General features: G+C 27.4%; 28 protein-coding genes and 1 pseudogene. 1 reads left to right on the forward strand and 28 read right to left on the reverse strand.

Annotated elements, in window-relative coordinates:
• Window positions 1-646 precede the first annotated feature (646 nt).
• The 3 genes from SCLAR_RS07355 to SCLAR_RS04150 are packed head-to-tail and all read right to left on the reverse strand — an operon-like array spanning window position 647 to window position 3,025.
• Window positions 647-835: a PTS sugar transporter subunit IIB gene (locus SCLAR_RS07355; RefSeq protein ID WP_425319464.1), complete on the reverse strand. Its 189-nt coding sequence runs from the start codon at window positions 833-835 to the stop codon at window positions 647-649.
• On the reverse strand, window positions 757-2,328 hold the full coding sequence (locus tag SCLAR_RS04145) for a PTS transporter subunit EIIC (protein ID WP_211277543.1): 1,572 nt from the start codon (window positions 2,326-2,328) through the stop codon (window positions 757-759). The genes SCLAR_RS07355 and SCLAR_RS04145 overlap by 79 nt, the downstream gene beginning before the upstream one ends.
• A 16-nt stretch (window positions 2,329-2,344) precedes the next feature.
• Window positions 2,345-3,025 (reverse strand): N-acetylmannosamine-6-phosphate 2-epimerase, encoded by a 681-nt coding sequence (locus SCLAR_RS04150; protein WP_100254672.1) that lies wholly within the window; start codon window positions 3,023-3,025, stop codon window positions 2,345-2,347.
• 108 nt (window positions 3,026-3,133) lie between these two features.
• On the opposite strand from SCLAR_RS04150, the gene SCLAR_RS04155 reads away from it, so the two are divergent.
• Window positions 3,134-3,967: a MurR/RpiR family transcriptional regulator gene (locus tag SCLAR_RS04155; protein ID WP_169921849.1), complete on the forward strand. Its 834-nt coding sequence runs from the start codon at window positions 3,134-3,136 to the stop codon at window positions 3,965-3,967.
• Window positions 3,968-4,185: 218 nt separating this feature from the next.
• Here SCLAR_RS04155 and SCLAR_RS04160 read toward each other — a convergent pair whose 3' ends face one another.
• The 25 genes and pseudogenes from SCLAR_RS04160 to SCLAR_RS04275 all read right to left on the reverse strand — a co-directional run bounded on the left by SCLAR_RS04160 (window position 4,186) and on the right by SCLAR_RS04275 (window position 25,295).
• Entirely contained in the window at window positions 4,186-4,485 is a 300-nt protein-coding gene (locus tag SCLAR_RS04160; RefSeq protein ID WP_100254674.1) for a SemiSWEET family sugar transporter, read from the reverse strand.
• A gap of 39 nt (window positions 4,486-4,524) precedes the next feature.
• Window positions 4,525-4,827 carry a PTS sugar transporter subunit IIB gene (locus SCLAR_RS04165; RefSeq protein ID WP_100254675.1) on the reverse strand — a complete coding sequence of 101 codons (303 nt, stop codon included), beginning with the start codon at window positions 4,825-4,827 and terminating at the stop codon, window positions 4,525-4,527.
• 14 nt (window positions 4,828-4,841) lie between these two features.
• The gene (locus tag SCLAR_RS04170; protein WP_100254676.1) at window positions 4,842-5,033 is read right to left on the reverse strand and encodes a hypothetical protein; all 192 of its coding nucleotides are present in this window, start codon (window positions 5,031-5,033) and stop codon (window positions 4,842-4,844) included.
• A 3-nt stretch (window positions 5,034-5,036) separates the two neighbouring features.
• Window positions 5,037-5,651, reverse strand: coding sequence for a hypothetical protein (locus SCLAR_RS04175; RefSeq protein WP_100254677.1), 615 nt, complete (start codon window positions 5,649-5,651; stop codon window positions 5,037-5,039).
• A gap of 2 nt (window positions 5,652-5,653) precedes the next feature.
• Window positions 5,654-6,571 (reverse strand): PTS transporter subunit EIIC, encoded by a 918-nt coding sequence (locus SCLAR_RS04180; protein WP_100254678.1) that lies wholly within the window; start codon window positions 6,569-6,571, stop codon window positions 5,654-5,656.
• 120 nt (window positions 6,572-6,691) lie between these two features.
• The gene (locus tag SCLAR_RS04185) at window positions 6,692-7,600 is read right to left on the reverse strand and encodes a PTS sugar transporter subunit IIC (RefSeq protein WP_100254679.1); all 909 of its coding nucleotides are present in this window, start codon (window positions 7,598-7,600) and stop codon (window positions 6,692-6,694) included.
• 1 nt (window position 7,601) lies between these two features.
• Window positions 7,602-8,963, reverse strand: a pseudogene (locus SCLAR_RS07230) (glycoside hydrolase family 1 protein).
• 207 nt (window positions 8,964-9,170) lie between these two features.
• On the reverse strand, window positions 9,171-9,512 hold the full coding sequence (locus SCLAR_RS04200; RefSeq protein ID WP_100254681.1) for a PTS sugar transporter subunit IIA: 342 nt from the start codon (window positions 9,510-9,512) through the stop codon (window positions 9,171-9,173).
• A 9-nt stretch (window positions 9,513-9,521) separates the two neighbouring features.
• Complete coding sequence (locus tag SCLAR_RS04205) at window positions 9,522-9,740, reverse strand: hypothetical protein (RefSeq protein WP_100254682.1); 219 nt, start codon at window positions 9,738-9,740, stop codon at window positions 9,522-9,524.
• 137 nt (window positions 9,741-9,877) lie between these two features.
• Window positions 9,878-10,645 carry a MurR/RpiR family transcriptional regulator gene (locus tag SCLAR_RS04210; RefSeq protein WP_100254683.1) on the reverse strand — a complete coding sequence of 256 codons (768 nt, stop codon included), beginning with the start codon at window positions 10,643-10,645 and terminating at the stop codon, window positions 9,878-9,880.
• A gap of 76 nt (window positions 10,646-10,721) precedes the next feature.
• Window positions 10,722-11,324 (reverse strand): SAV1803-related protein, encoded by a 603-nt coding sequence (locus SCLAR_RS04215; protein WP_100254684.1) that lies wholly within the window; start codon window positions 11,322-11,324, stop codon window positions 10,722-10,724.
• A 163-nt stretch (window positions 11,325-11,487) separates the two neighbouring features.
• Window positions 11,488-12,156: a hypothetical protein gene (locus tag SCLAR_RS04220; protein ID WP_100254685.1), complete on the reverse strand. Its 669-nt coding sequence runs from the start codon at window positions 12,154-12,156 to the stop codon at window positions 11,488-11,490.
• Between the two features lie 149 nt (window positions 12,157-12,305).
• Window positions 12,306-12,461 (reverse strand): hypothetical protein, encoded by a 156-nt coding sequence (locus tag SCLAR_RS07055; RefSeq protein WP_157795145.1) that lies wholly within the window; start codon window positions 12,459-12,461, stop codon window positions 12,306-12,308.
• 284 nt (window positions 12,462-12,745) lie between these two features.
• Window positions 12,746-12,901 (reverse strand): hypothetical protein, encoded by a 156-nt coding sequence (locus SCLAR_RS07060; protein ID WP_157795146.1) that lies wholly within the window; start codon window positions 12,899-12,901, stop codon window positions 12,746-12,748.
• Window positions 12,902-12,913: 12 nt separating this feature from the next.
• Window positions 12,914-13,642 (reverse strand): hypothetical protein, encoded by a 729-nt coding sequence (locus tag SCLAR_RS04225; protein ID WP_100254686.1) that lies wholly within the window; start codon window positions 13,640-13,642, stop codon window positions 12,914-12,916.
• Window positions 13,643-14,087: 445 nt separating this feature from the next.
• A complete protein-coding gene (locus SCLAR_RS04230; RefSeq protein ID WP_100254687.1) occupies window positions 14,088-16,691 on the reverse strand; it encodes an AAA family ATPase in 2,604 nt (867 codons plus the stop codon).
• 61 nt (window positions 16,692-16,752) lie between these two features.
• Window positions 16,753-19,458 (reverse strand): ATP-dependent DNA helicase, encoded by a 2,706-nt coding sequence (locus SCLAR_RS04235; protein WP_100254688.1) that lies wholly within the window; start codon window positions 19,456-19,458, stop codon window positions 16,753-16,755.
• 289 nt (window positions 19,459-19,747) lie between these two features.
• Complete coding sequence (locus tag SCLAR_RS04240; RefSeq protein WP_100254689.1) at window positions 19,748-20,509, reverse strand: Abi family protein; 762 nt, start codon at window positions 20,507-20,509, stop codon at window positions 19,748-19,750.
• Window positions 20,496-21,137: a hypothetical protein gene (locus SCLAR_RS04245; RefSeq protein WP_100254690.1), complete on the reverse strand. Its 642-nt coding sequence runs from the start codon at window positions 21,135-21,137 to the stop codon at window positions 20,496-20,498. Before SCLAR_RS04245 ends, SCLAR_RS04240 begins: the two co-directional genes overlap by 14 nt.
• Before the next feature lie 208 nt (window positions 21,138-21,345).
• On the reverse strand, window positions 21,346-21,831 hold the full coding sequence (locus SCLAR_RS04250) for a hypothetical protein (RefSeq protein ID WP_100254691.1): 486 nt from the start codon (window positions 21,829-21,831) through the stop codon (window positions 21,346-21,348).
• Window positions 21,812-22,183 carry a hypothetical protein gene (locus SCLAR_RS04255; RefSeq protein ID WP_100254692.1) on the reverse strand — a complete coding sequence of 124 codons (372 nt, stop codon included), beginning with the start codon at window positions 22,181-22,183 and terminating at the stop codon, window positions 21,812-21,814. The genes SCLAR_RS04250 and SCLAR_RS04255 overlap by 20 nt, the downstream gene beginning before the upstream one ends.
• A gap of 1 nt (window position 22,184) precedes the next feature.
• Window positions 22,185-23,066 (reverse strand): 6-phosphofructokinase, encoded by an 882-nt coding sequence (locus SCLAR_RS04260; RefSeq protein WP_100254693.1) that lies wholly within the window; start codon window positions 23,064-23,066, stop codon window positions 22,185-22,187.
• The gene (locus SCLAR_RS04265; protein ID WP_100254694.1) at window positions 23,053-24,552 is read right to left on the reverse strand and encodes a PTS ascorbate transporter subunit IIC; all 1,500 of its coding nucleotides are present in this window, start codon (window positions 24,550-24,552) and stop codon (window positions 23,053-23,055) included. Before SCLAR_RS04265 ends, SCLAR_RS04260 begins: the two co-directional genes overlap by 14 nt.
• Before the next feature lie 11 nt (window positions 24,553-24,563).
• The gene (locus SCLAR_RS04270) at window positions 24,564-24,842 is read right to left on the reverse strand and encodes a PTS sugar transporter subunit IIB (protein ID WP_100254695.1); all 279 of its coding nucleotides are present in this window, start codon (window positions 24,840-24,842) and stop codon (window positions 24,564-24,566) included.
• 12 nt (window positions 24,843-24,854) lie between these two features.
• The gene (locus tag SCLAR_RS04275) at window positions 24,855-25,295 is read right to left on the reverse strand and encodes a PTS sugar transporter subunit IIA (RefSeq protein ID WP_100254696.1); all 441 of its coding nucleotides are present in this window, start codon (window positions 25,293-25,295) and stop codon (window positions 24,855-24,857) included.

The raw sequence follows: 25,295 nt of genomic DNA on the forward strand, positions 1-25,295 counted from the left end.
AAAATTTTCTTAGTCATTTTCATTCAGTCCTTTACTTCATTCATGTTAATTTTTAATTTCTTCCTTTTAAGATTACATTACCTAAATTTACAATTCTTATCAATATTTTCTTGTAGAACTTTTTATTAATTATCAGGTGAACAAATTTTTTTTGAATATTAAAAATAAAAATTTGGTTTTCAAACTAAATAGTTTTTTTAAATTAATTCTTTTTAAATCAAATTTTATAATTTTTTGCAAAATAAATTAATAAGTTCTGAAAAGCTTACCTGGACAGATTTTGTTACTATAAAAAAATCTCTAACCTAGTTATTGGCTTCTTTCATTCTTCGAATTTTTATTTTTTAGGTTTAAATATTTTAAATTTAATAATTAAATTTAAATTTTTGACAGTTAAAGTTGTATAATTATTTTCGAACAATTAAGATCTCTTTTAAAATTTGCCTTTAATTTTTTAAAAATAATTTGCTTGTAAAACTTCTGAAAAATTATTGAAAATAAAAACTCAACTTTACTAAAGTCGAGTTATAATCTTAATCAGTTTTAAAATATTTAAAACCAAACCCTATAATAACCAGCACTCATCTGTTCCTTTGTAATCTATAATGTAGTTTTCGTAAATATATACTTGATTAAGTTTTATATTTTATTTAATTCAATTATTATTGATTTTTTCAGCAAGCACTACAGCTTCACCTCCAAAAATAATTTGAATATTATTTTCTCTTAAGATAACACCTGAGGCTCCTAGTTGTTTTAATTTCTCTTTGTCAACAATTTGAGCATTTTTAAGAACAATTCTCAAACGAGTGGCACAACTTGTGACTGACTGTAAATTATGGTGCTTTCATCAAGTGTTTCTTTTTTTGATTTATTTTTATGTTCTTCAAAGGTTTTTTTACTAATTAAGACAACTTCATTACCATTTCTTCCTGGTGTTGCCAAATTTCATTTTTTAATTGTGAAGTAAAAGATTGTAAAGATTAACCCACCTTGAAGTGGTGCAAACACAAAGGCTCAATAAAATCTAGTCCCCTTCATTACTGGTAAGGCTCCATAAATCATTAAGTCAATAAACCCTCTGGCAAAACCAACTCCAACATGGGCTCCCACCAATTGCATTAACATGTAACTTACCCCACTTAAAGGTACATAAACTGCATAATATAATACTGGTGTTACAAACAAGAAAGTAAATTCTAGTGGTTCAGTGATTCCTGTTAAAAAGGCCACCACCATTGCACTTCCAATAACTGATGCTGTTACTTTTCTTTTGTCTTTATCAGCAGTTAAGATTAGAGCAAGTCCAATTCCAACACATAAACCTAAGTATGTTGGATAATCTTGGGTAAAACGACCAGCATAAATGTTTAAATTTTTGTGAAATCAATCAAAGATTGGTATCCCATCAATTCTGTTTAAAGGAATTGAGTTAATAAAGTTTCACAGGTTTTGATCACCTTCAATTACAAACGCTCCATTTGAAAAACTTGTAAAAGCAGTCAACAATATTTCTCTGTCAACTTCACTAATGTTTGACACACTTGATAGTTGGTCCAAACTTAAACTACCTCCAAATGGTGTTTGGTATGCTACAGCTATGACAATTTGGTGTAAACCAAATGGCATTAGGGCTCTAGTAAAAATCCCATAAATCAAACCATCCACACCAACTGGTGCTAACATTGCTTTTGAACCAAGTCAATAAATTGCCAATCCAACCCATGGTCAAAAAATTAAAAATCCTAATGCTGTGGTGAATGCTGCTGGGATTATTAAAAATGGTAGAAATCTTGTTCCTGAAAAGAAACTAATTAGGTTGGGCAGTTGAATATATTTAAATTTATTGTAAATTCAAGCTACTAGAAAGCCAATTAAGATTCCCCCAAATAATGAAGTTTGCAAAGATCTTATTCCCAAGTTATATCCTACCAATGAAGATAATCCTGATTGGTTATGAAACCAAAAGATATTTTTAAATCCACCAGTCTCATCAAAATTAATAAAAACAGTTTGAGATGAAGTGAACACTAAATAACCAATAATTCCCATCAAGGCTGCACTTCCTGATTCTCCAGTAAAAGTAATGACAACAGCAATGCAGAACAAAAATGGTAAATTAGAAAAAATAACATTGCTCATTCCATTAAATATTCCTGCAATTACCACTCCGGCTTCAGAATGAATGTTGCTTCCAATTGCTCCCCCAATTCCTAGTAATAATCCAGCAAATGGTAAAATACTGATTGGTAACATTAACCCTCTCCCGAATTTTTGTAAAAATTCCATTATTTGGCTTTTAAAACTAGTAGTATTTTGTTTAGTCATGTTTTCTCTCCTTTCTTTATTCGTAAATTTTTTTTAATCAATGTTTAACAATTTGTTGAGGCCTTGTGATGACGCTTCCAACCACAACAGCATGAACCCCTAATTTTAAAATTGCTTTGGCATCATTAATTTCTCAAATGCCCCCTTCGACAATTAATGGTGTTTTTAAAACTTTTTGGGCACTTTTGATAAATTCATAATTTTTATCAACATTACTTTCATTAACAGTTTCTTTTGTATATCCTCTTAGAGTTGTGGCAATTAAGTCAAACCCAAGTTTTTCTGCAAAAACCATGTCTTCAAGGGAACTACAATCTGCCATTAGTACTTGGTTTGGATAAACTGTTTTAATTTTTTTAAAGAATTGTTCTAAAGATTCTTGGTCTGGACGAGATCTTAAAGTTGCATCAAGTGCAATAATTTCAACCCCAAGTGCCACAAGAGTGTCTACTTCTGTCATTGTTGGTGTGATAAAAACTTCTGAATCCACATAATGTTCTTTAATTAAACCAATTACTGGCACATTAATTAGTTTTTTTGCCTCTTTAATATGCTCTGCTTGACTTAATCTTAAAATTTCTGCCCCACCCAATTGACAGGCATAAGCCATTTTACTCATAATATAAGCATCATTTAAAGGCTCATCATCAATTGCTTGACATGAAATGATTAATTTATTTTTAAATTTATTTATCATATGTCTCCTTTCCACTTATATTATGATTTAAAAAAGGAAATTTTTTAAAATAAATTATATTATGTTAATAATTTCCATTGATGTATAATCTTAATGGTGATTATGAAAATGTTTGTCATAGAATATGTGGAAAGTATCCAACAATTAACTAACTCAGAAAAATATCTTGTGGATTTTATAAATACAGATCCTCATTTTTTCATTGCCAATAATATTGGGGATATTTCAAAACAAGCTAATGTTTCTAACTCAACAGTGACAAGATTGTATAAAAAATTGGGTTTTAAAAGTTTAAAGTCATTTCAAATTGCGGTTTCAAATAAACTGGCTAGTTTAAAACAAACTACAGAAGTTTTAAATGATAAAGCAATTGAGGCTGTTATTAATAATCTCAAAGTTTTTCACACTCATTCAATTAAGGAAACCTTAAATGGATTAGATTTAACAAAAATCTCTGCTTTAATTCATAAAATCATTACTTCAAAAAAAATTCAATTATTTGGAATTGGTTCAAGTTGAAATGCCTGCAATGAGTTAGGTTCTAATTTAGAAAAAATTGGTTTTGATATCATGATGAATAATGATTTTCATATGCAATTATTAAACTTAACTAAGTTAACTGATGATGATTTAGTGATAGTTTTTTCAAAATCCTTAAATGCAAAAGAGCTTAACTTTTTAATTAAAAAGTGTCTAGATTTAAAAGTACCCTTATGTGTTATGACTTCAAATAAAAAATATCCACTAAAAGATAAAATTAACTATTTTATTTCATTTGCAGTATTTGAACAAAAAAATAGAATTACAGCAATTAGTTCAAAAATTTCTCAGTTGATTTTAGCAGACTTAATTTTTACTGAAATTTTTAACAGACTTGAAAACATTGCAAATAATTTAATTAAAATAGGAAACAAAATCATTGAAGAGTGAAACAAAGATTAAAGTCCAAACACATAAAAAGACTCTAAAAATTAAAAAAGGCATTCATCTAAATAATTAGTTTATCTAAAACTAAAAATTTGAATACCTTATTTGATGTAAGTAATTTTAAAGTTTCTTTTCACAAAAATTACCTTAATGTTAGTAACTTTTATGAATAACAAACAAGAATGCTTTAAGTCACAATAATTCAATCCCTAAAAACATTGAGAATTTCTTTTCTAACTTGCAACTTCAGGTGCCTGACTTTTATTTGCCTTAATAGTATTGACAATTTTAAAAGTTAAGATCATAATAACTAAACTGGCTTGTGAAATATTTGTCATATAAACTTGAATGGTATTTAATAAAATACCATAAATTGTTCATAATACTGAGGCTGACAACAAGATTGCTAATGAATAAAATGAAATATCACTAGTATTTTTGGTTTTTATAATTCTAATAATTTGAGGTATTAAATAAATCGCTGTCAGACCAGCAGAGATTCAACCAATTATTTCAACAATCAATCTTGACACCCTTTCAAACTCAGTTTACAAAAATATAAAATTTGTGATTTATTTTGAATCATTGTACATCTCATGAGCAAATTCTAAAACAGCTTCACCATCTCCTCGAGCATAATCCATACTTGGAATTACTGCAACTGGAACATTAAGTGTTTCTTGAAATTGCTTTAGTTTAAATGCAACCTGAGGTCCGAGCAAAACTACATCTCAAGCATTTCCAATTTCTAATGCTTCAGTTACTGGGACTGCTTGAACTGCTATTTCAATTCCTTCATCAAGAGCTGCATCATTAATTTTCTTCACTAATATTGAAGTTGACATCCCAGCAGCACATGCTAATAATAATTTCATCTATTTAATCTCCTTTATAAAATATAGTTTTCAATTAATTCTTGATCTTCATCAAATATTTCGATGCTAGTTTGGTTATATTTTTGAGCAAGTGTTTTTGCCCTTTCTTTTGCTAAATCTAGTGAGGGTAACTGTTGGGCTAGAGTGTTATCTATTTTAATTTTATACCCAGCATAATTACCCTTGATAATAGTAATTTTTGACATATTTTATTTCTCCAATATTTTCTTTAAAGTATTGATTTTACTTTTATTTTTAATTTCTAACTCGGGATTGATCTCTATTTCAAAATTTAATAAACCAATCTGTAGGTTAATTACCCTTTGTTTAACATAATCATTTTTTAAAAACATTCCTTGTAAACCTTGTAAAGATTTGGTACCAGTTGTTTTTTCATGAACAATAATATTTTGTTTTCCTTTGAAAAAGGATGGTTTTACTTTAACTTCTCTCTCAACTAATGCATCTTGAGCAATTCATTTCATGTGTAAGATACCCTGACTTAAGTCTATTTTTTCAATTTTTGCAGTTCTACCTTTATTTTTTGTTCCACCTTTAATGTAACAACCATCATAAACATCACTTAAATTTATATTGCTATTTAAATCTTTTAAAGTTGCTTTGAAAAACTTTACAATTAAATCAGTTTGCTGATATTTAATTGTCTTTTTATAGCTTCAAAAAATGAATCTAGTTTTTTCACTTAAATTTGAATTGAATAAGCGCACTTCAAGTTGTTGGTGTTTTTCAGTAAATTGCTGATTTAAAGAAAAGAGTTCTTGCTCTGAATTAACAACTGGATTTTTATATTTATTTACATCCATTTTTAATCATCTTTTTTCTTAGCAGCTGCAAGTTTTCTTGCTTTTGCTTTTTCTTTTCTTGCTAAGTTTTTAGCTTTAATTTCTGCTTTAACAGACATTCTGTAATCTTTATCTTTTAAATATTTCATTTCCAGTTCATATTTTTCTGGATTTGAAAGTTTTAATTTTTTGAAGTGGTTTTTATTATCTATAAAGATAAATGGTACTCATAAGGCAAACTGAATTCCAAAACAAATGAAGAATGGAATGATTGATTTTCAATCTAAGTTTGCAAGCACTGCTCCTAAAATTGATGGAGTAGTTCAAGGTAAAATAATAACTGGTGGATTAATTACTTTCAAGACTGGCCCGAAAATATAGTATGGGAAGATTGAAAGTAGTGGTCCTAAAATAAATGGTACTGCATAGATTCCATTTAAAACTAGTGGTCATCCAAAGATAACAGGTTCATTAATTCCAAATAATCCTGGTGGGGTTGCATATTTTGAAAGCTCTTTATATTCTCTTCTTCTTGAGAAAATAAATGTAGCTGCAATTAGTGAAAGTGTTCCCCCACTTCCTCCAATGTCAATAAATCATTTACTTCAGTTGGCACCTCAATAGCCCATTTCTCCTGTAGCAATTGCAGCTTCAATTCCCAAAGTAGAGTACAAAGCAATGTTAATAGCAGTTACCATAAAGAAGATTGGATCAAAGATGGCAGCCATAACATTAGCCCCATGAACTCCAAAGAATCAGAAGAATTGAGCAAAGAAGATACTGATAATTGCTAAACCTAATCCAGCATCACTCATAGCCATACCAATAAATCAACTTGAAAAAAATTTAAAGATGGCTTGACCTAAACCAAATTTGTCACTACCAATGACAATACCTTGATATGAAAATACACCCATAAGTTCTTGATCAATAATTACCATTCTAGTGTTGGCATATTTATTTAAAAATTCGGCTTGAATATCTTTTCCAAAGATTTCAATTAAACTAAAGTTTGATACAACACTTTTGTTTTCATCACTTAATTTTTCAAATCAATCAATCTAGTTTTGAAGATTCTCAGATCCTCACAGATTTTTCATTTCTGTTAAAACTGATGAGTATGAACTTCATTCTTCTTTTGCAATTAAAGCATCAAAGTTAACTTCACTAGTTCAAGCAGTCATGAAACTTTCTGAATTAATTTCAACTGATTGTTGAGCAGTTACAGCTCAACCAGTTGAAGCAATTGCTGGAGCAAGAACAACAATATTTGCAATTGCAGCCACCCCCAGTGTCATCATTATTGGTAATAATAAACTAAATGATTTACCAATTGCTGGGGGAACCCCATCTGGTAGTTTCACTTTAAGTTTTTCACTTTTACTTAAAAATATAAATAATTCTGAACTGGCAATTCCAAAAATTATTGCAGACAATAATCCTTGTGCACCCATAGATCAAGTTATTTGACCCATGTTGACAACTCAAAATGTACCAAGTGAAATGAATCCAACCATAATTGGTTGAGGAGCTTTTCGAGTTTGAGCAATGAAATACCCAAACAATCAGACAAAGTAAATACTCATAGCTCCAATTGTTATATCAGAAAGTACAGCAAACATAGCTCCCCCAATTTGAGAAACTTTAGCTCAACCTGTTGTTGCACCTCCAAAATTGTCAATAGCATCTCAACTTCAACCAGTGGCTGCTTTACATAATAATCCCAACAATGAGATTTTTCCGGTTCCTCCAGCACCAAAGACAATAAATCCTAAAAGTAGACCCATTGATCCAGCAACAAGCAATGGAACCATTGTACCAAAGGCATCTCTCAGTGCAGAAAGATGAGTTTGGTTACCAACTTTTCCCATAAATGGGATAACTTGTTTATTAAAGAAGGATTTTACTTTACTTTCAGACTTCTCAACATTTTCTCGTTGAGGACTGAATTTTTCTTCTTTGTTTTCCATTTTACTCCCTACTTTCTATTAATTGCTTATATCAAAAAGATGATTTTTTATAAAAACGTGATTGGTCTTCTAAGTTAACCCCAAGCAAACCATATCTATTTTTATAAGCATTTCTAAAACTTCAACAATCAATTGCAGCTCAAACATGATAACCAAAACAATTGCTGCCTTCATCAATTGCTTTTTTTAAAGCAGTTAAGTGATCATTATAAAATTCAATGCGATAATCGTCTTGAATGATTCCTGAGTCATCAACAAATCTTTTTTCGTTTTCAACACCCATTCCATTTTCAGCAATGTATCAAGGAATGTTATTCAAATTATTTTTGATGTACATTCCAATATCATAAAGTGCAGTTGGGTAAATTTCTCAACCTCGATAGATATTCATTTTTGCATCAGCTGGAATAAATTGTTCAATGTTATCTAATGCAAATCTGGCTTAAGGATTAGGTTTTGCTCTGACTCTATTTGGAAAGTAATAATTAATTCCCAAGAAATCAACTTTTGTAGCTTTGACTAACTCAATTTCTTCTGGTGTAGTTTTTGGTAAACAGTTGTATTCTTTTAAAGTTGAAACTAACAGTTCACTAATTTCTCCATTTACCATAATCTTCATGGGACCAGTGTTAACATAAGCATCATGAATTGCTGCTGCAATTTTATTTTCTGGTGAATCATTTTCTGGATAACTAATGTTTCAGTTATAAACAACTCCAATTTGACTTGTTTTGATATTTTTTTGTTTAAAAATTTGTACAGCTCTTGCATGAGCTAAAAAGATTCCTCAAGTTTGATTGATTGCAGCATGGACATCATTGACACCAGGATAGTGTCAATCTCCTAAGTAACCTCCAAACACCGGGACAAGTGGTTCATTGAAAGTTACAAATAATTCTACTTCACCTCCATACTCATCAAAAACAAACTCACAATAGTTTTTAAATTTTTCAAGTACTACTTTTGATTCTCAAGCACCAAGGTCTTGTGCTCAAAGTGGCATATCAAAATGAAATAAAGTCATGATAACTTGAATATTATTTTTTTTCATTTCAGCAATTAAATCATGATAGAATTTTACAGCTTGGGTATTTAGTTTATCTCCATCAGGAAATAATCTTGCTCAAGAAAAACCTGTTCTAATTGATTCAACTTTAATATCTGCTAACATTTTTAAATCTTGTTTGTAGTGTCTCATAAAGTCACTAGTTACACTTGGACCAATTTGGTCATAAAACTTTTGCGGATCTAATTCATAAAATTTATCAAAAGCTAACTTACCAATTTCTGTTGTACCTTTTCCTTCAGTTTGCATTGCACTGATAGCTGCACCAAACTTAAAATTTTTAGGAAATTTTAACATTGTTTTTTACCTTTCTTATTTTTTACTATAAAATATTTGTATTAGTGGAGGTAGAGTATGTTTAATGCCCTTGTAATTGTTGGAGGAATCTTTTTAGCGATACCTTTTATAGTTTGACTTTATTGTCGATTCCAAACAAAAATTAGACACAACCATAAACATTGATATAAATATTTAATTTTAATATCAAGTCTTTTAGGTATAACTTTATTTATTGTTTGTTTTGTTGTTGCATTTGTCATTTATTAATTTATAAATATTAATAAATCTTTCTGCAAAATCAATTGTACTTTGAGAAGTTAACATTTGATCTTCAGCATGCATAAATAAAACACTGAATTCATGTTTAACTCCTTGTGCTTCTTGTTGAATAACTTCAAGGTGAACTTTTTCAGCAGCAATAATTGCTTTATAAGCTAAATCGATTTCTTGCCAAGCTGCTGCAAATTGATTGCTCTCTGCAGAATTGATTGCTGCAAAAGCTTTGCTTTTTGCTTCTCCTGCAAAAGTTATGATTTGAAATGAAATTTCTTCAAAATTAATTGCCATTTTTTCCTCCTATAACATCAGTGCTAAGATTAGCAAAATAATGGCAACAATTGAACAAAAAACTCGAATTGCAACTAGTATTAATCTTTTTCTCAGCAAATATTTTTTATATACCTTCTCCATAACTTGAATTGATATAACTGTCAAACTATAAATGACTATTGGAATTAAAGTTAATATTCCGTAAAAATCATTTAAAAATATTTGCCCATCAATAATAGCATTCATACTTTTTCCTCCTGTTTTGATTATATTTATTTGGACCTTTATTACAACTTTTTTCCATATGGTAAGTCGTATTTAGAACTATTTTAATATTAAAAGACTCTTTGTTTATAAGGTTTTAAAATAAAAAATCTACTTTCCTAATTGGAAAGTAGATTATCACTTAATTTAGTATATAAAAAGATAAACAAATAATCAAAAAATAATCTTCGAAACATGTAGGCAAAATATTTGCTTGAACCAATCACAAACTTACTGTGAAAATTTTTGATTTTATCTTGCTGAGATTCTGAAGTAATGATAAAAAGGTTATTTAAAAGGATCTTTTTGTCAACCACCTCTAGGTGATCTATTAAGAACTGGTTGTCAACTCCATTTAGCAATAACAAAATTGGAATCTCAGTACCAATATTTTGAATTATTTTTGTTGAAATTGGTCTAATTTCTGTGAAATAGACTTCAATATCTTGATTCATCATAATGTCTTGAAAGTATTTTGCAGCATCATTACTTTCATATGATGAAAATAAGTAAATTTTTTTACACTTACTAATTTTGCTGCACAATTCATTGATAAATAACATATTATTATTCAATTGAACATCAAAGTCTAATATTATTTCTCTCAAAAAGCTAGTGTCACTTGTATTTACAATTGTTCTTTGGTTATATTCTTCTTTTTCAGTTTTAAGAGCAAAGATAAACTCTCGATATCCACTAAATCCCAATTTCATTGAGAATTTTGTGACTGTTGATTCAGAAACATGGCATTCATCAGCAACTTCTCTTAGTTTTCTAAAACAGCCTTTGTCATAATTTAACAAAACATACTTGGCAATTGCTTTTTCAACACTGTCATTTGGGTTTCTACTTAACAACACTATTCTTTCTCTGATTTTTTTATTCATGATTTATTACCTATTTATTCCCATTATTGTATTTTTTAAAACAAAATTAATCAAGTATTATCAAAAATTGTTGGCTTTATCTTTTTACTCCTAATTTAGTAAATTCATCAAAAAGTTTTTGATTATTTTTTTTATTTCAAATTCCAGCTCTTTCATTAAACACAAATGAAGTTAATAGTGGATAATTAAAATCCAAATCAACTAACTTTTTAATACACTTTAAGTAATCATCTTTTAGTGGCAAAACAAGTTCTACTACTTTTTGCTTTCATGGTTGTTTATACTGGATGCCTGAATAAATATCATTTAGTTCTGGGAATATAAAGTCATAGATTCCCCCGACTCCAACATTTTCACCAGGATTTTTATCAGCATTTGGAAACTCAAAGATTTTAATATGTAAAACCAAGTGTTCTAAAAGATTGCAATAAACTAGCCTATCAGCTGTTTGATAGCTAAATAAATTTTTTCTAGCTCAATCTGGAGTTGATAACAAAATTGCTTTGTCCTCATCCATATGATGAATATATAAACCCTCTTTTCCTCTGGTGATTTTTGTGTTCTTTTTAGTGCATTCTTCATCTAAAAAATAATCTCCAGGCACTGAGTCATATTTTTTTATTAAGTAATCACAACATTCAGTGTAATTTAATTCTAATAATTTTTCAATTTCTGTCATTTCTCTTACCTCTTGTTTATAATACAATTACTTCTTTCTTTTGTCAATTTCACAAATCACCAAACTTTACAAACAACTATGACAAAACTTTAATAAAAAACCAGTATCTTCATTATAAGTACTGGTTGTAGAGTATCTAAAAGTTTTGTTTTGAAGTCATTTTTTATAATTCTGATCTGTTTGCAAATTTATTTTCATTTAGATCAACAGGTTTTTTACCACCAAAAATTTTATCAATGATTGAGTTGATACATGAATTATTTGAAACTGTGGCAATTGCTGAAGCAATCACTACAGTAAATAACAATGCAAAAGAAATGTAGGTTTTAGTAGCTATAGTAATTCTGAATTTTTCCTCAATTTCATAATACTGTTCACCACGAGTCATGTTTTCTAGTGCTTTTTTAACTTTACTAATATCATTTATGTAATTAAATAGAACAACAAACACAAAAGTTATGATAATTGCTGTTATAAATAAGTTAAGCATTTTTAATAAAATATAGACTCTTTTATTTTTAAAACGCAATAACAATGATGAAACTAGTACAACTTGCAAGCTCACAAAGACTGCAATTACAATAAATGAGATGTATAAAGTTGTTGGAATTTTAATAATTTCAAAATCTGAACTTCCTACCCAAAAATAATCATATGTATATTTAATTGTTTCAATTGAATCTAAATAGATATCCCCATATTTTTCTAATTTTTCTGTATATGTGTCATAAACATAAGTTGAATAGTTAAATCCAATAAATGTAAATACAAAAATTACTAGCATTAATGATATTGTAAAAACTGAGAAATTTTTTATCAATTTATTTGCCATTTTTCTATATTCTCCTGTAATTTTTAAAATTTTTGTCTGCAAAAATATTATACATAATACTACGAATATTTAGAATTATTACCAAAATATGTGTTTCTTGTAAGAAAAACAAGGTTTATTAGATAATTTCTAATAAACCTTATCAATAATTACTTTTTACTCAATCTTTCAAATAGTTCTTTCATATTTTTATTGTTTACAACAAAATCTACTGCTTCTTGAAGACTTTTTCTATCAACAACCAATTCGCTTGCTGAAGTTGTTTCAAAGTCTTCTCTTGTAAATACTTTTATTTTTTTGTCCATATTTTAAACCTCCTAAAATAATCTCAAATATGCTTCTTTATATAAATGATTATATACACATTGAAGCAATTCTTTGCTAGAAATAGTTTTTGAATTCTCTTTTACTAGTCAAATTCTTTTAAACCACAATTACAGCATCAAAAATTTCACAAACAACTAACGTATTATGAGTTTTAAAACCTACTATACTATGAAAATCAAAAAAAGGATTTAGATCATTTCTGATAAATCCTTTTAAAAATTAATATAGTATTTTGTTAGTATTTAAATGACTTTAACGAGATTTACTTTTTACTCAATCTTTCAAAAAGTTCTTGCATATTTTTATTGTTTGCAACAAAATCTACTGCTTCTTGAAGTCTTTCTTTGTCAACAACTAGTTCACTTGCTGAGGTTGTTTTAAAGTCTTCTCTTGTAAGTTCAATTATTTTTTTTGCCATATCTGACCCCTCCTAAAATAAACTTAAATATGCTTCTTTATATAAATGATTATATACATATTGAAACAATTCTTCACTAGAAAAAATTTTTGAATTAATCTTTTCTAGTACAATTTTACCATTTTTCCTTACTTTTTTATACTCACAGCTATCAACAATTTCACAAACTATTTTCTCTCACCTTTCAATGTATTCATCATTATTATATGATTTTTGTAAATATATACGATTTTCATATAGAAATGCTGTCATCATCAACACAGCACTTCTTTTGTTGCCATTAAAAATAAAATGTCCTTGGCAAAACCTAATCAATAAATCAGTGGCTTTGCTAATTCAATTATGTTCTGGGGCATCATGTCACCCATAATATATGAAAGAATTTAAACATGATATTTGTGAACCTGAAGGTATTGCATCAACATTGAGTTCATAGCCTTTGCTGGTTTTTAGTTTTGGTAGTTTTGCCATAACAATTTCTAATAAAGAGTTACACAATTTAAATAGATAATCTTGAATTTCTTCATAATCAACATATAACAGCTTGTAAACTGTGATCCATTGTTTATTTAATTTATCTGTGGTTTTAATCTTTATAATTTGTTCATTCTTAGTTATAACCTTCAAATCAAGTAACTCATTTTTAAGATAGTTAGAGTTAACTGCTTTAGTTAATAAGCTGGTAAACAATTTAATATCTGCTTTATTAGTGGCAATATATGTGAAATTTTTTGTAATCATTTTTTACCTCATCATTTCTAATTTAATAAATAGATTATTGCACTGCTACTCTGACTAATCAACAAATTTCAGAAATAAAATTTTTTGAAATATCAGTTTTATATAATATGTTGTAGTATATTTTGTTTAAAATTGATATTTTTTAACCTGATACAACTTGCTTAGATTATCTTTTCTGTACAAAATTATGCATAATGAGAGGTATTCCCCAAAGTTCAGCATCTATATTTAATTGCAGAAATTGTTTATTGCTTTTTATACTAATCACTTGCTTCTCAGGTGTTTAATTATATTTATCCAGAATTATTTTCTATATTTTTTACTATAATAACATCCATAGCACATTAAATGGATAGATCAATTTCAATATTACTATAACTTTTAATTCATATTATTCTGGTTATTTATTTAAATGCATCTTAAAATTAAATGATTTTACTAGTACCTAGTTATTTAAATTTGCTATTAACCTTAGTAATTCATCATAATCAAATGAGATTAATGGGCTAGACATTGAATAAGGTGAGTGTCTAAAATGGTTTGAAATTTTATTAATTGTTTTGTTTTCGCATTTTTCATCACTTGTTTTTGCATAATACATTATTTTTGCAGCTTTTATTACCTGAACTAATCTAAACTCTAAATTTAAGGGAATTTCAAATTGCAAAAAATTAAGATTTTTAATTGAAACATTAATATTTTTACATAATAATTTTTTCATTACATTAATTAATTTTGGTTCAGAACTTAAATTAGCATATTTTTCAATGAGTTCTCTCATTTTTTCTATGTGCTTATTTACATTGGACAAATCACAATTAAAAATACCTGATGTTTTGTCTTCCTTTTCACCTGTTCTAAATCTAGTATAAAACTCAAATAGTTCAAAATTTTGTTCATAATCTTCAATTTTATCACGATTATTATTTAAGACTTCCCTAATATCTTTGTAAATTTTTGCAGCTGGTATTCTATTTTCTCCTAAGTTTTTCTCTATTAGACTATAAAAGTAATTATCCATTACCTTTGCTAGGAGAATACCTGTAGTCATTAAATAAAAAGCATTTAAACAATGGCAATTTACATCCTTAGTAAGATTAAAATGTTCTATAAAAGCAATAATTAGTGATATATCTGAATTAACTAAATCTTTTATTTCTAAATCAATTAGCTCTTTTGAGTAATCAAGCTTTTTAAGACTAATTTTATCAAAAAACGCAAATAATAATGTATTAATAAATTCAAAATTATGGGTCAAAATTATGAATTTAACTTTTATTGGAGCACATTTAATTACTTCTTGGAGCATATTTGTCACAGCAAAATATGAAAACAAATCCATAGAATCTACAGGATCATCAATAACAATAATTTCATCTCTGTCCTTATTTACTTTTAGTTTTTTTTCTAGACTCATAATGAAAATGATGAATGCAAGCATTGATCTTTGTCCAGAACTAATTACATTAAAAGGAGCTTTATCTGTACTAGAGTTTTTTATTTCCAATTGAACATTTTCTTTCCCTCTTGTTCTAGCACCACTTTTTACTAATGATAGATTAATATTTCTGATTGGAGATATATTCTGCTTTACTAACTCATCATATCTTTTTTTAATATCTGTAGACATTTTTGAGTTCTCAATCTCTAAGTAATTCTTCATGCGCTCAATTGTCAATTTTATAATATTTGACAAGTAATAATCATATATTTTTTTAATTAATAGATCTCTATTTTTTGACATTAACATTGCAATAATCATATCAAAATTATCCTCAATACTTATTTGTTCTGTTGAAATTTCTAAATTTTCTACTTGGTTGAATACTTTGTTTTTTTTGATAAAAATTTTTAAGCTTTTTTCTTCATTTATTATACATAGATATGATTCTAGTAAATCTTGATAATCATTAATATTTTTAATTAAAATATTACAACTACTTGTAATTAAATTTTCATGTCCAAGCCCAATACATTCATTCAAGAAATTTTTCAAATCAACATTTCGTTCATTAATCTCCTTGATTTTATCTAGTAAAAGTTCTTTTAACAAGCTCAATTTTGAAGCTAAATCACTATTTGATATCCCATCTAGAATGTCATCAATCTCTTGTTTTTTTAATATCATGTTATTCTTACAATAATAGCAAAAATCTTCTATATCTTTGTGGATATCCTTACCTTCATTTACTCACTTCTTAATTCTATGAATATGTTTATTGTCAGAAATATTTTTAGATTCACTTTCTGACAATTTAACATGCTTTTCTAATTCATTTTTAAATTTTTTAATTAATTCATTAAATACATTATCCATTTGTATATTATTATAGTAATCATCAAGTGAATTATTAATTTCAAAAATAGTACCTTTTAAATAATTATTTCAATACTTATACTTTTCATTAAATCTTTCTACCATTTGCTGATTAAGATTCAAAGTAACAAAATTTTTAAACTTACTCTCATCATAAGCCTTGGTTTTTAGATACACCCCTTTCAATTCTAATCATTCTTTATGCTTATTTACTGCATACACATATTTTTTCATAACCTCAGTATAATTAGTTACTAAACTAATATCCTTTTTAAATCTTTCCAAAGACTTTTTGGTTTCATTATCTATCAATGAACTTAATTTTTCATTAATACTAATTTTATTTTTTTCATCAATACTTTCTACAAAATTCTTATAATCATCATTTTCAAGTAAAAAATCATTAACATCAATTTTTATGTCAATTTCTTCTTTTAAATTATTTAATTCTGAAATCTTGTTATCAATTTTGTGACAAGTTTCAGAGACAAATATTTTTGATCTTTCTTTCCTGTTTTCAGGAGATACATCAACAAATCCATTCTCATTTGAAATATAAACATTCCTACTTATGTAATCTTGATTAAAAACAAAAGCATTATATTTATCTTTCAAATGGTTTGAAATCATAGTTTTTCCAGATCCATTTGAACCATAAATAATAGTTAACCTTTCACTAATTTTTAATTTCAATTCATGAGTAAAATAATCATTTTTAACTAAAAATTCCATAATCAAAATCTCCTATGAATGTAATTATTAATGGTATAAATAATCTCTATACTTATAATTACTAGTCTCTATTTATTATTTCTTTTAAAACATTTACAGTCTTACTGTAATCTTTAATTTCAAAGTTTGATACTACATTATTCATTGATTCTTTAGATCAATAAATTTCAAGGTTACTTCTTGCTCTTGTTATTGCAGTATAAAAAATATTATGATCAATTTTTTCATCAATATCATTATCTACAACTATTTTAACACTGTCATACTCTAATCCCTGCGATTTATGTATCGACATTGCATATGCAATTTGAAATGGAATAAGAGAATTCTCAAATTCATCTTCTTCATCAGTGTCTGTAGAATTTTTTACTTCAAATTTGATAATAGATTTTCCATCTTCATCATCACAATAATCAATTCCTGTATTACTCAACTCAAATTGAACTACTTTCTTATCAATTATGATTTTAAATTCAACCATATCATCTAATTCATTGATTTCTAGAATTTCACCTTTTAAATTATTATATAATACATTCCTAAATTTTTTTGAATCTCTGAATATGATTGGGTCTCCAACTTTAAACTTCATTATACCAATTTCAATTTCTTTCCCATTGTTTTTCATTTGTAATAGCTTATTGATATTATTAATACCATACAAACCATCATAATTTAGACACAAAATTATCTCATCAACAGATTTTTGGTTAAAAATTCCACTGTCTAATTCTTTTGAATATTCTCCCCTACAAATTAGTTCCACAATATTTGGTTTGTTTTCCCTAACAGCATTTCAAAGTTCTAACAGGTCTGCATCTTGTGTTCTATGTTGCTTTGTTAACTCTGATCAAACTTGATCCTTTAAAAATGATTTAATAATACTGAATCAATTCCCAAATTGAATTGATTCAATTTGAAACTTATCACCAACACACAAAATAAGTTCTGTATCTATTTTTTCAAGAATTTTGATAATATCACTATTACTTATTGTACTGCATTCTTCTATAACCACAAGACTAAATTGCGATTGAGACTCCTTTAATAAAAATGAATCTATTGTTCTATACTCTGCATTATTATTATTTACTTTTTTCTTTAGATTTGTGACTGCCACATTTGTTTGTGCTAAATAAAGAATTTTCTTGTCAGAGTATTCTTTTAAATAATTAGATAAATACTTTATTAATGTGGTTTTACCTGTACCTGCTGGGCCATGAACAAATGCAACCTTTGATACTTTGAATAAATTCTCTAATATTTCTTTTTTGTTTTCATCAAAATCATCACTATCAACTGTTTTTAACCATTCTTTAACCTTTTCATTATATCCCACAAATCCAGATAATGAACCCTCTTGAAATTTTTTAATAGTTTTTTTCAAATCTAGTTCATCTCCACTAAAGTGATAATTTTTATCTCCATAGTTTTTTATTAACCTTTGAATTCTATGCTTTTGATAAATATTACTATTATATACTTTAATTAATTTATCTTTGTCCATATAATCTTTAAGATCATTATAAATATTGCCACTATCTTTTATGTAATTTTCAAGGTCTAGTGCCAAAAGTTCGTGTTCCCTAGCGTCACAATCAATTGCGCAATATACTCATCTTTTTACTGCTATATTTCCTGCAGGATCTGTGCAAAAAGGCATTCTGTCAAAAGGGATGGATTCAAATTTTAAAAATAATGATGATAGTAAAGGATTTCCTCTATCGAAATATTGCCCTTTAATTATCTTATATCTCATAGAAAACAAAATATATCTTATAATATTTTTACCTGCATCTAATTTTCTACATATTCTTAAAATTTCAAATATACTTTTATTCTTGTTTTTTTTATTTATTTCATTTTCAATTTCATCAAATTTATTTTGTGGTAAATCAATTATATCTATTAAGTTCAAATTATTTTTAGTAATATATTCATTTATTTTTTTTGACTCACTTGATTTCCCTATGCCTTTATTTTTCTTACCAAACACCTTTGCTAGTCACTCATATTCACATGGTCTAATTGACACTTCTGATTCTATTGCAATATTAATTTCAATTTTTTCATCAAACAAATCAATCTTATCTTTTACTAAATATAAACCCACTGCATAATTCTCTTGAACATTTTCCTTTGTGTATATAATAATTCTATCTACCTTATCATTATACCACCCTCTTGCTAAAGCTCCTGACAACTCATAGTATATTTCATTATTTAAATAAATTAACTTTTTTTTGTATATATATAGCCTATATCAAGTTTTATTTTGATTATTCAAATTACTTTTAATTTTTTCAAGAATTTTATTATAATAGTCCTCCAACTGTTCATCCACAGAAAACTTAAATTCACTAATTTTTTCAATAATTTCTTGGTTAAATTCTTCTTTCATAAATTCTTTTATAGCAAAAATTTCTTTAATGTACTTGTACATTAACCTTTCAGAATTATCTTTTGATGAAATATAATGTGAAGTCGATACTCTTAAGTTATTGTGAAAATGTCTTAAAAATATATAGTTGCTCCTTTCCCTTAAATGTTTAATTGCAGCAGTCAGACTAGAATAACCATAGGCATATTCTTCATTTTTATCTCTAATTAAAATTTTAAGTGCAATGTGCTCTACAAGAGTTCTAAGTTGAGCCAAAATATTTTGGGATAACAAACCAGGTTTGGTATTTAAAGATTCAATATTTTCATCAATTGTATCACTAATTTTTTTTATTTCTGAATCAACTTTAATATAAATATTCTTCATCTTGCTTGCCTATATAACAATTCTAAAATTACATAATCATCTATCTTACAAATAAAATACTATGTTAACTCTAAATTATAACTTTCTATTTAATTAATACAAATGATATCATTCATTTTTTTTACTTTAATTTTGATATTTGTTCTAGTTAAATCATGTTTTTATATTTTAAAAAAAATTATCAAAATTAATATTTACTACTTATAATTAGCAAAATACTGTTTTTATAATTTTCCTAGTAATTACAAGTTTATTCAAACTTGTAATTTAAAACCAAAAAGCCTATATCCTACAACTTAATTATTGCTTTTTTAACTAAATATTCTCCAAATAGTTTGTCTTGTTTATCTTCACAACTGTCATTAATTGCACTAGTTAAATAATCTTTATAAAATGGATCAATTAATTCTCTAAGATTTTTTATACTATTTATTAAATTTCCTTCCTTTTGAATTCCATCAATTCAACACTCACTAAACTCGTCATATACAAACAACATTCTATGATGGCTAACAGCATTTCTTAATTCCCTAACTGCGGATAGGTTTTCGTCAATATGGTCAAGATTTTCAAATAAAAGCACTTGTTCATCTGCTGTAAATATGTTAAACAATTCCATCAATTCAGAAAGACTCAGAGAGCCAAGTGAAAATGATAAGCTTTTACACTCACTAAGTTTACCCATTAATTTTTTACCAATTTTTTTACCATTTTTTTGAGATTCACTTTTAAATTCACTAACATTGTCTAGAAATTTATTTGCTATAAATGCTCTGATGCTCTCTTCAAATGCTGATAGAAATTTGTATAAGATATTTCTAATTCTTTTGTCATATCTATATAATTTTGAAACTTTTAAGTATTCTATTTTCCCATTATCATTTAACTCTATGAAATTTGCTAATTGAGTGAGATATGCAACTCCTTTAAGTCTTAAATAATTCCTACATTCTTCCTCCAATTTATTGTCTTCATCAGGAAAAATCATTTTACTTACAAACTTATCAATACTTATATTTAAAGGCAGTTTCTTCTTTTTACTTTCAATCATATTTATTGTAAATATTATTTACTGCCTCATAATATAGTGAAAAACTTTGTTTATCCTGTTTGTTATTGTTTTCCTTTAAATTAAGATACTCTCTTCTAACATCTATTCATAAACCATTTGCAATTATATTTGATACCTTATCATCATAATTTCTGCCTAATTTTTCTTCCTCTCAAACACATTTGTTGCTCACTTTAACATGTTCAAGAATAAATTTTTTTTCTGTTTCTATATCTTCATACATAATTGCAAAGTCACAACTATAGGTAATGGTTTTATTTTTTTTATCAATAAGTTTTAGTTTTATTGCACGTCCACCATCACTGACATATTCAAATCCATGTTTTATTACAATTTCATTCAAACTCTTAATAAACATTGATCTAATTTCCTTTGGTTCAATATTTTCATCAAATTTTTGTAGATAGAAATTATAGTCAAGGTCAAACTCCCTATTTTCACCAACCAATCTAGTAACTAATGTTCTTTTACCACTACCTATCAAATGAAACTGAAATGTAATTTGCACTTCTTTTAACTTTTTTTGTAATTCATTGATTACTTTTTCAATTTTTACTCTTACTGGTTTTAATTCACTTTTTGTTATATATTCATACTTATGACCCATTAAAAATCCCCCTTTATAATAATTCTATCAAAATATTAGTGTAATTAGAAATATTTTATAATCTTATAGTGTTCTAACTAAAATTATCTAAGTAATGGCTCATATTGTAATGATGAAAATAAAGTATTTACTTACATATTTTTATCAAAGTAAGTCACAAAAAACCTAAACCATTTGGTTTAGGTCTATTTTTTAATTTTATAAGTATCTATAGTTCTAGAAATTTGATAATAACCTCATTGTCTGATCCATTTTCTTTTTTACAACAAAGTAAACCAACAGTTTTGAAGTTGTTCGATTTAACTATTTTTAAGCAGTTATTTTGTGCAAACAATTGATATTTTTGATCAATGTCTTCATTTCTTGTTATCAAAATTATGGTGTCTCCTTTTAAAGCCACAATTTCTTTTTTTCATCTAAACTTCTTAACAATGAATTTTTGAGAAATTAAACTGCAAAGTAATGATTGTTTAAAATTTTTAAATCTCAAAATTGGAATCATAAAATAATTTATAAAGCAATAAAATAAACAGATGACAAACAAAGACAAAATAACAATTAATTTTAAATCAAAATCATTCTGACTTACGTAATAAATCAAAACACTTGTAATTATTCCTAAAAATATCAAGACCAAGATACGATAGATTAAGAGAAATTTACCTTTATCTTTGTTAAATTCATTCTTTTGCATGAATACCAAGAACAGCTCCTTGTATTTTTTCTTGTAAATCTATGTTTTTGTTACTAGCATTTGAAAAGAATATAGTTCCTCTAATTTTGCTTGGACTTAGGTCATTTTTTAGTTCACAAGTAAAATAAACTTTTACTTGTGTAGCTCATAAATTTGTTTTGATCTCATAATACCAACCCAAAACTTGATAATTGTTTAACAATCGAAATTGATTTTTAATAATTTGTTTAAAAATTGGTTTCTTACTGTTTTGCTTATAAGTTTTAATGACCATAATTTTTATAATTATGTTTCGCACAATTACTATTGTAAGCAAGCCAAGCAGTAAACCTAGTGACATTCACAATCACATTCTATATGACCACCTCTTCAGCCAAACTATAAATCAGATTTGCTTTTTGCATCTGAATATTTTTTACAATTTTGTCAACACACTTTGCACCATAGTGACAATCTCCAAAACTAGGAGTTCCGCCTCTTTGAAAGTGACCAATAATTGTAAATCAAATTCGTTTACTTATTTTAGCTGAAATTTCAGTTATTAAAGCTTGAGTTTGTAAAAGTTTTTCAGAAAGCAAAATAATATTTGTTCTTTTATTTGATTCTTTAAGAGCTTTAACAATTTCTGCCACTAAATGTGGATTTGTAAAATTTTGATTATTAATTACATAATCTGCATAAACTGCTTGACCGACAGAATTAGTTAAATCACTACATTCTCTACCCATTAGTTCATAAACTTGGACTTTTTTATGATTTTTAGCACTATAGTTTACTCTTCTAATAAACTCCACAACTGAATTCAAAGCTGTATCAAAACCAAGTGTGGTTTTGACTTCAACCACATCATTGTCAATAGTTGTAGGAATAAAATGCACTTTAATCCCTTGTTTTACTAAAATTTTTGCAGCCATTAAACTTCCATTACCACCAAACACTACTAAATGTTGGATATTTAGAGCTTTTAAATTTTCAACTACTTGTGCTTGTATTGCGAAATTGTTAAATTCAGCAAATCTTTCACACCCAATTATTGCAGAACCTTCTAATTGAATTCCTTCAACATTTACTTGATCTAAAACAAGATACTTTTGTAAATAAATGCCTTCTAAACCATCATAAAATCCTAAGATTTGATATGTTGGTGCTAATTTATGAACAAGTCCATAAATGGCATTATTAATTCCAGGGGCATCTCCCCCTGAACAAACAATTCCAATTTTATTGTTTGTCATTTACTTCCTCAACCAGTTCAGGATTAACACCAGTGACAACTGAACTCGGTGCTGCAAGTTTAGCTTTTTTTCTTTTAATTTGAATAAAGATTTGTTCTTCAACCACCAAACCAATAATAAAAGCTAAAACTACTCCAAAAGTCACTCATTTTCCTAAATGTCTAGTGATTAATAAAGGAATTAACCCTAAAATGTAATCAGTATCTCCTCATCCAGTTGAAATTGAGGCTTCAACTCCAGCATAAGCATTTAATTTTAAAAATAAGACTGGTACAAATGTTATAATTAATCCTTGAACAAAAGGACCAACAATTGCTCCCCAAATCCCACCTTTTGAGTTAGCAAATACTCCACCAGTGGCTCCCAAGAAAAAGTGAGCGGCAATTCCTGGTAAAACAATTGGTAAACCAGCCCCATAAGTTATAAACATTCCAATAATCCCAGCCACAAATGATGCTAAAAATCCAATTAAAACAGCATTGGGTGCATAAGTAAACACAACTGCACAATCTAGAGCTGCTTTTCCGTTTTTAACAAACTTGTCTGAAATTCCTTTAAAAGCAGGCACTAGTTCATTTAAAACCATTCTGACTCCAAGTAAAATGACTTCAATTCCCGCAGCAAAAGTAAAGGCTTGAATGATTGCAAAAACAAATCAATGATTTGCCATTGCCCCTGTGCCATCAAGCACATCTGTACCAATAAAGACATCAAGCCCTTTTGCAGCATATGCTGCAATATAAACTATTAAGAAGAAAAAGATCATTGTAATACTAATTGCAACATTTGAATTTTTTAAAAATGATAAGCCTTTTGGGAATTTGATATCTTCAGTAGATCTCACTTTACCTTTTTGTAAAGCACCAATCCCATTACCAATTCACCCAGCAATAAAATAACCAATTCCTCCAGTGTGACCCATGGCAATGACATCACCTTTAGTAACTTGACGCATAAATTTTTGATTTGCTAAAGGCATAAACAGCATGTAAATTGCCATAAATAAACCTCCAGTTAAAATAATCATTCATAAATCTTTGCTGTCATCCATTCCAGCAGACACCAAACAAGCTGCAGTCATAACTGACATATAAAACAAGACATGTCCTGTTAAATAAACATATTTGTATCTAGTGACAATTGCTAACACAACATTTGTTAGCATAGCCACAATCATAACCCCAGTTCCAATGGTAATAATTTTGGGAATTACATCCAACAATTGTGCCATTGTGGCTTCATTATTGGGGATAGCTCCATTAATACCAAAAAGATTAATAAAGACTGGTGAAAATTGTGATAGTGAAGAAGATAGTAAAGTGGCTCCTCCACCAAGAATTAAAAATCCAATAATAACTTTAAAAGTTCCAGTAAGAACTTGGGTAAAACTTTTTCTTTGAATTAATAAACCTATCATAGCAACAATTCCAATTAAGATTGAAGGTGTTCCAAAAAAGGTTTTTAAAAATATTATAAATTCATCCATAATTGACCTCCTTATTTTTTATAATTTGTAAGTGCTTGAGAAATTTTTTGTTTACATTCCTCAACATCAAAAAGGTTATCAAGAGTTATTTTTCTGGGAAATTCCACAGAATCTGTGATATCATTACCCACAATGACAAAGTCTAAGTCTCAGTCAGGAGCAAAACTCCCAACACTTGTGTGAGATACCTCTCCTTCAGTATTAAGTTGTTTTAAAGCTGCTTGAATAGTTTCTTCAATTAAGAAACTTGAAGCAAGTCCAGATCCACAAACTGACATAAATTTATACATAATTTACCTCCTTTAAAAGTGTTTCTCTAGAAAAATAATTAATTGTTCTTTGGTTTGGATTTGATAAAACTCTGTTCTTTTAGCTTCATCCAAAAAAACTTGCGAGAATTTTTTTAAAAATCCTAAGTGTTCCACACCATTAGTTGTAGCTAAAATAATTAAATACTTAACTGCTTTGGGGTTGATGTCTCCAATTTGGCAAGGTTTTTTTAATATGTTTCAAGAAACACCTGTTTTTTTGATATTATCTAAATTGATATCACTATGAGCAATTGCCACTTGTTCTGCAACCACAAAATATGGTCCATGTTTTATTACTGAAGCTATAATGACTTCTAAATAACTAGCAGTTATGTAATTGTTGACAATTAATGATGCACCACAAGTTTTTAACATTTCTTTTCAGCAAGTAAAACCTTCATATTCATTTAACAAATTTTTATCATATTTCAT

This window comes from Spiroplasma clarkii (assembly GCF_002795265.1).
Taxonomy (GTDB): Bacteria; Bacillota_I; Bacilli_A; order Mycoplasmatales; family Mycoplasmataceae; genus Spiroplasma_A; species Spiroplasma_A clarkii.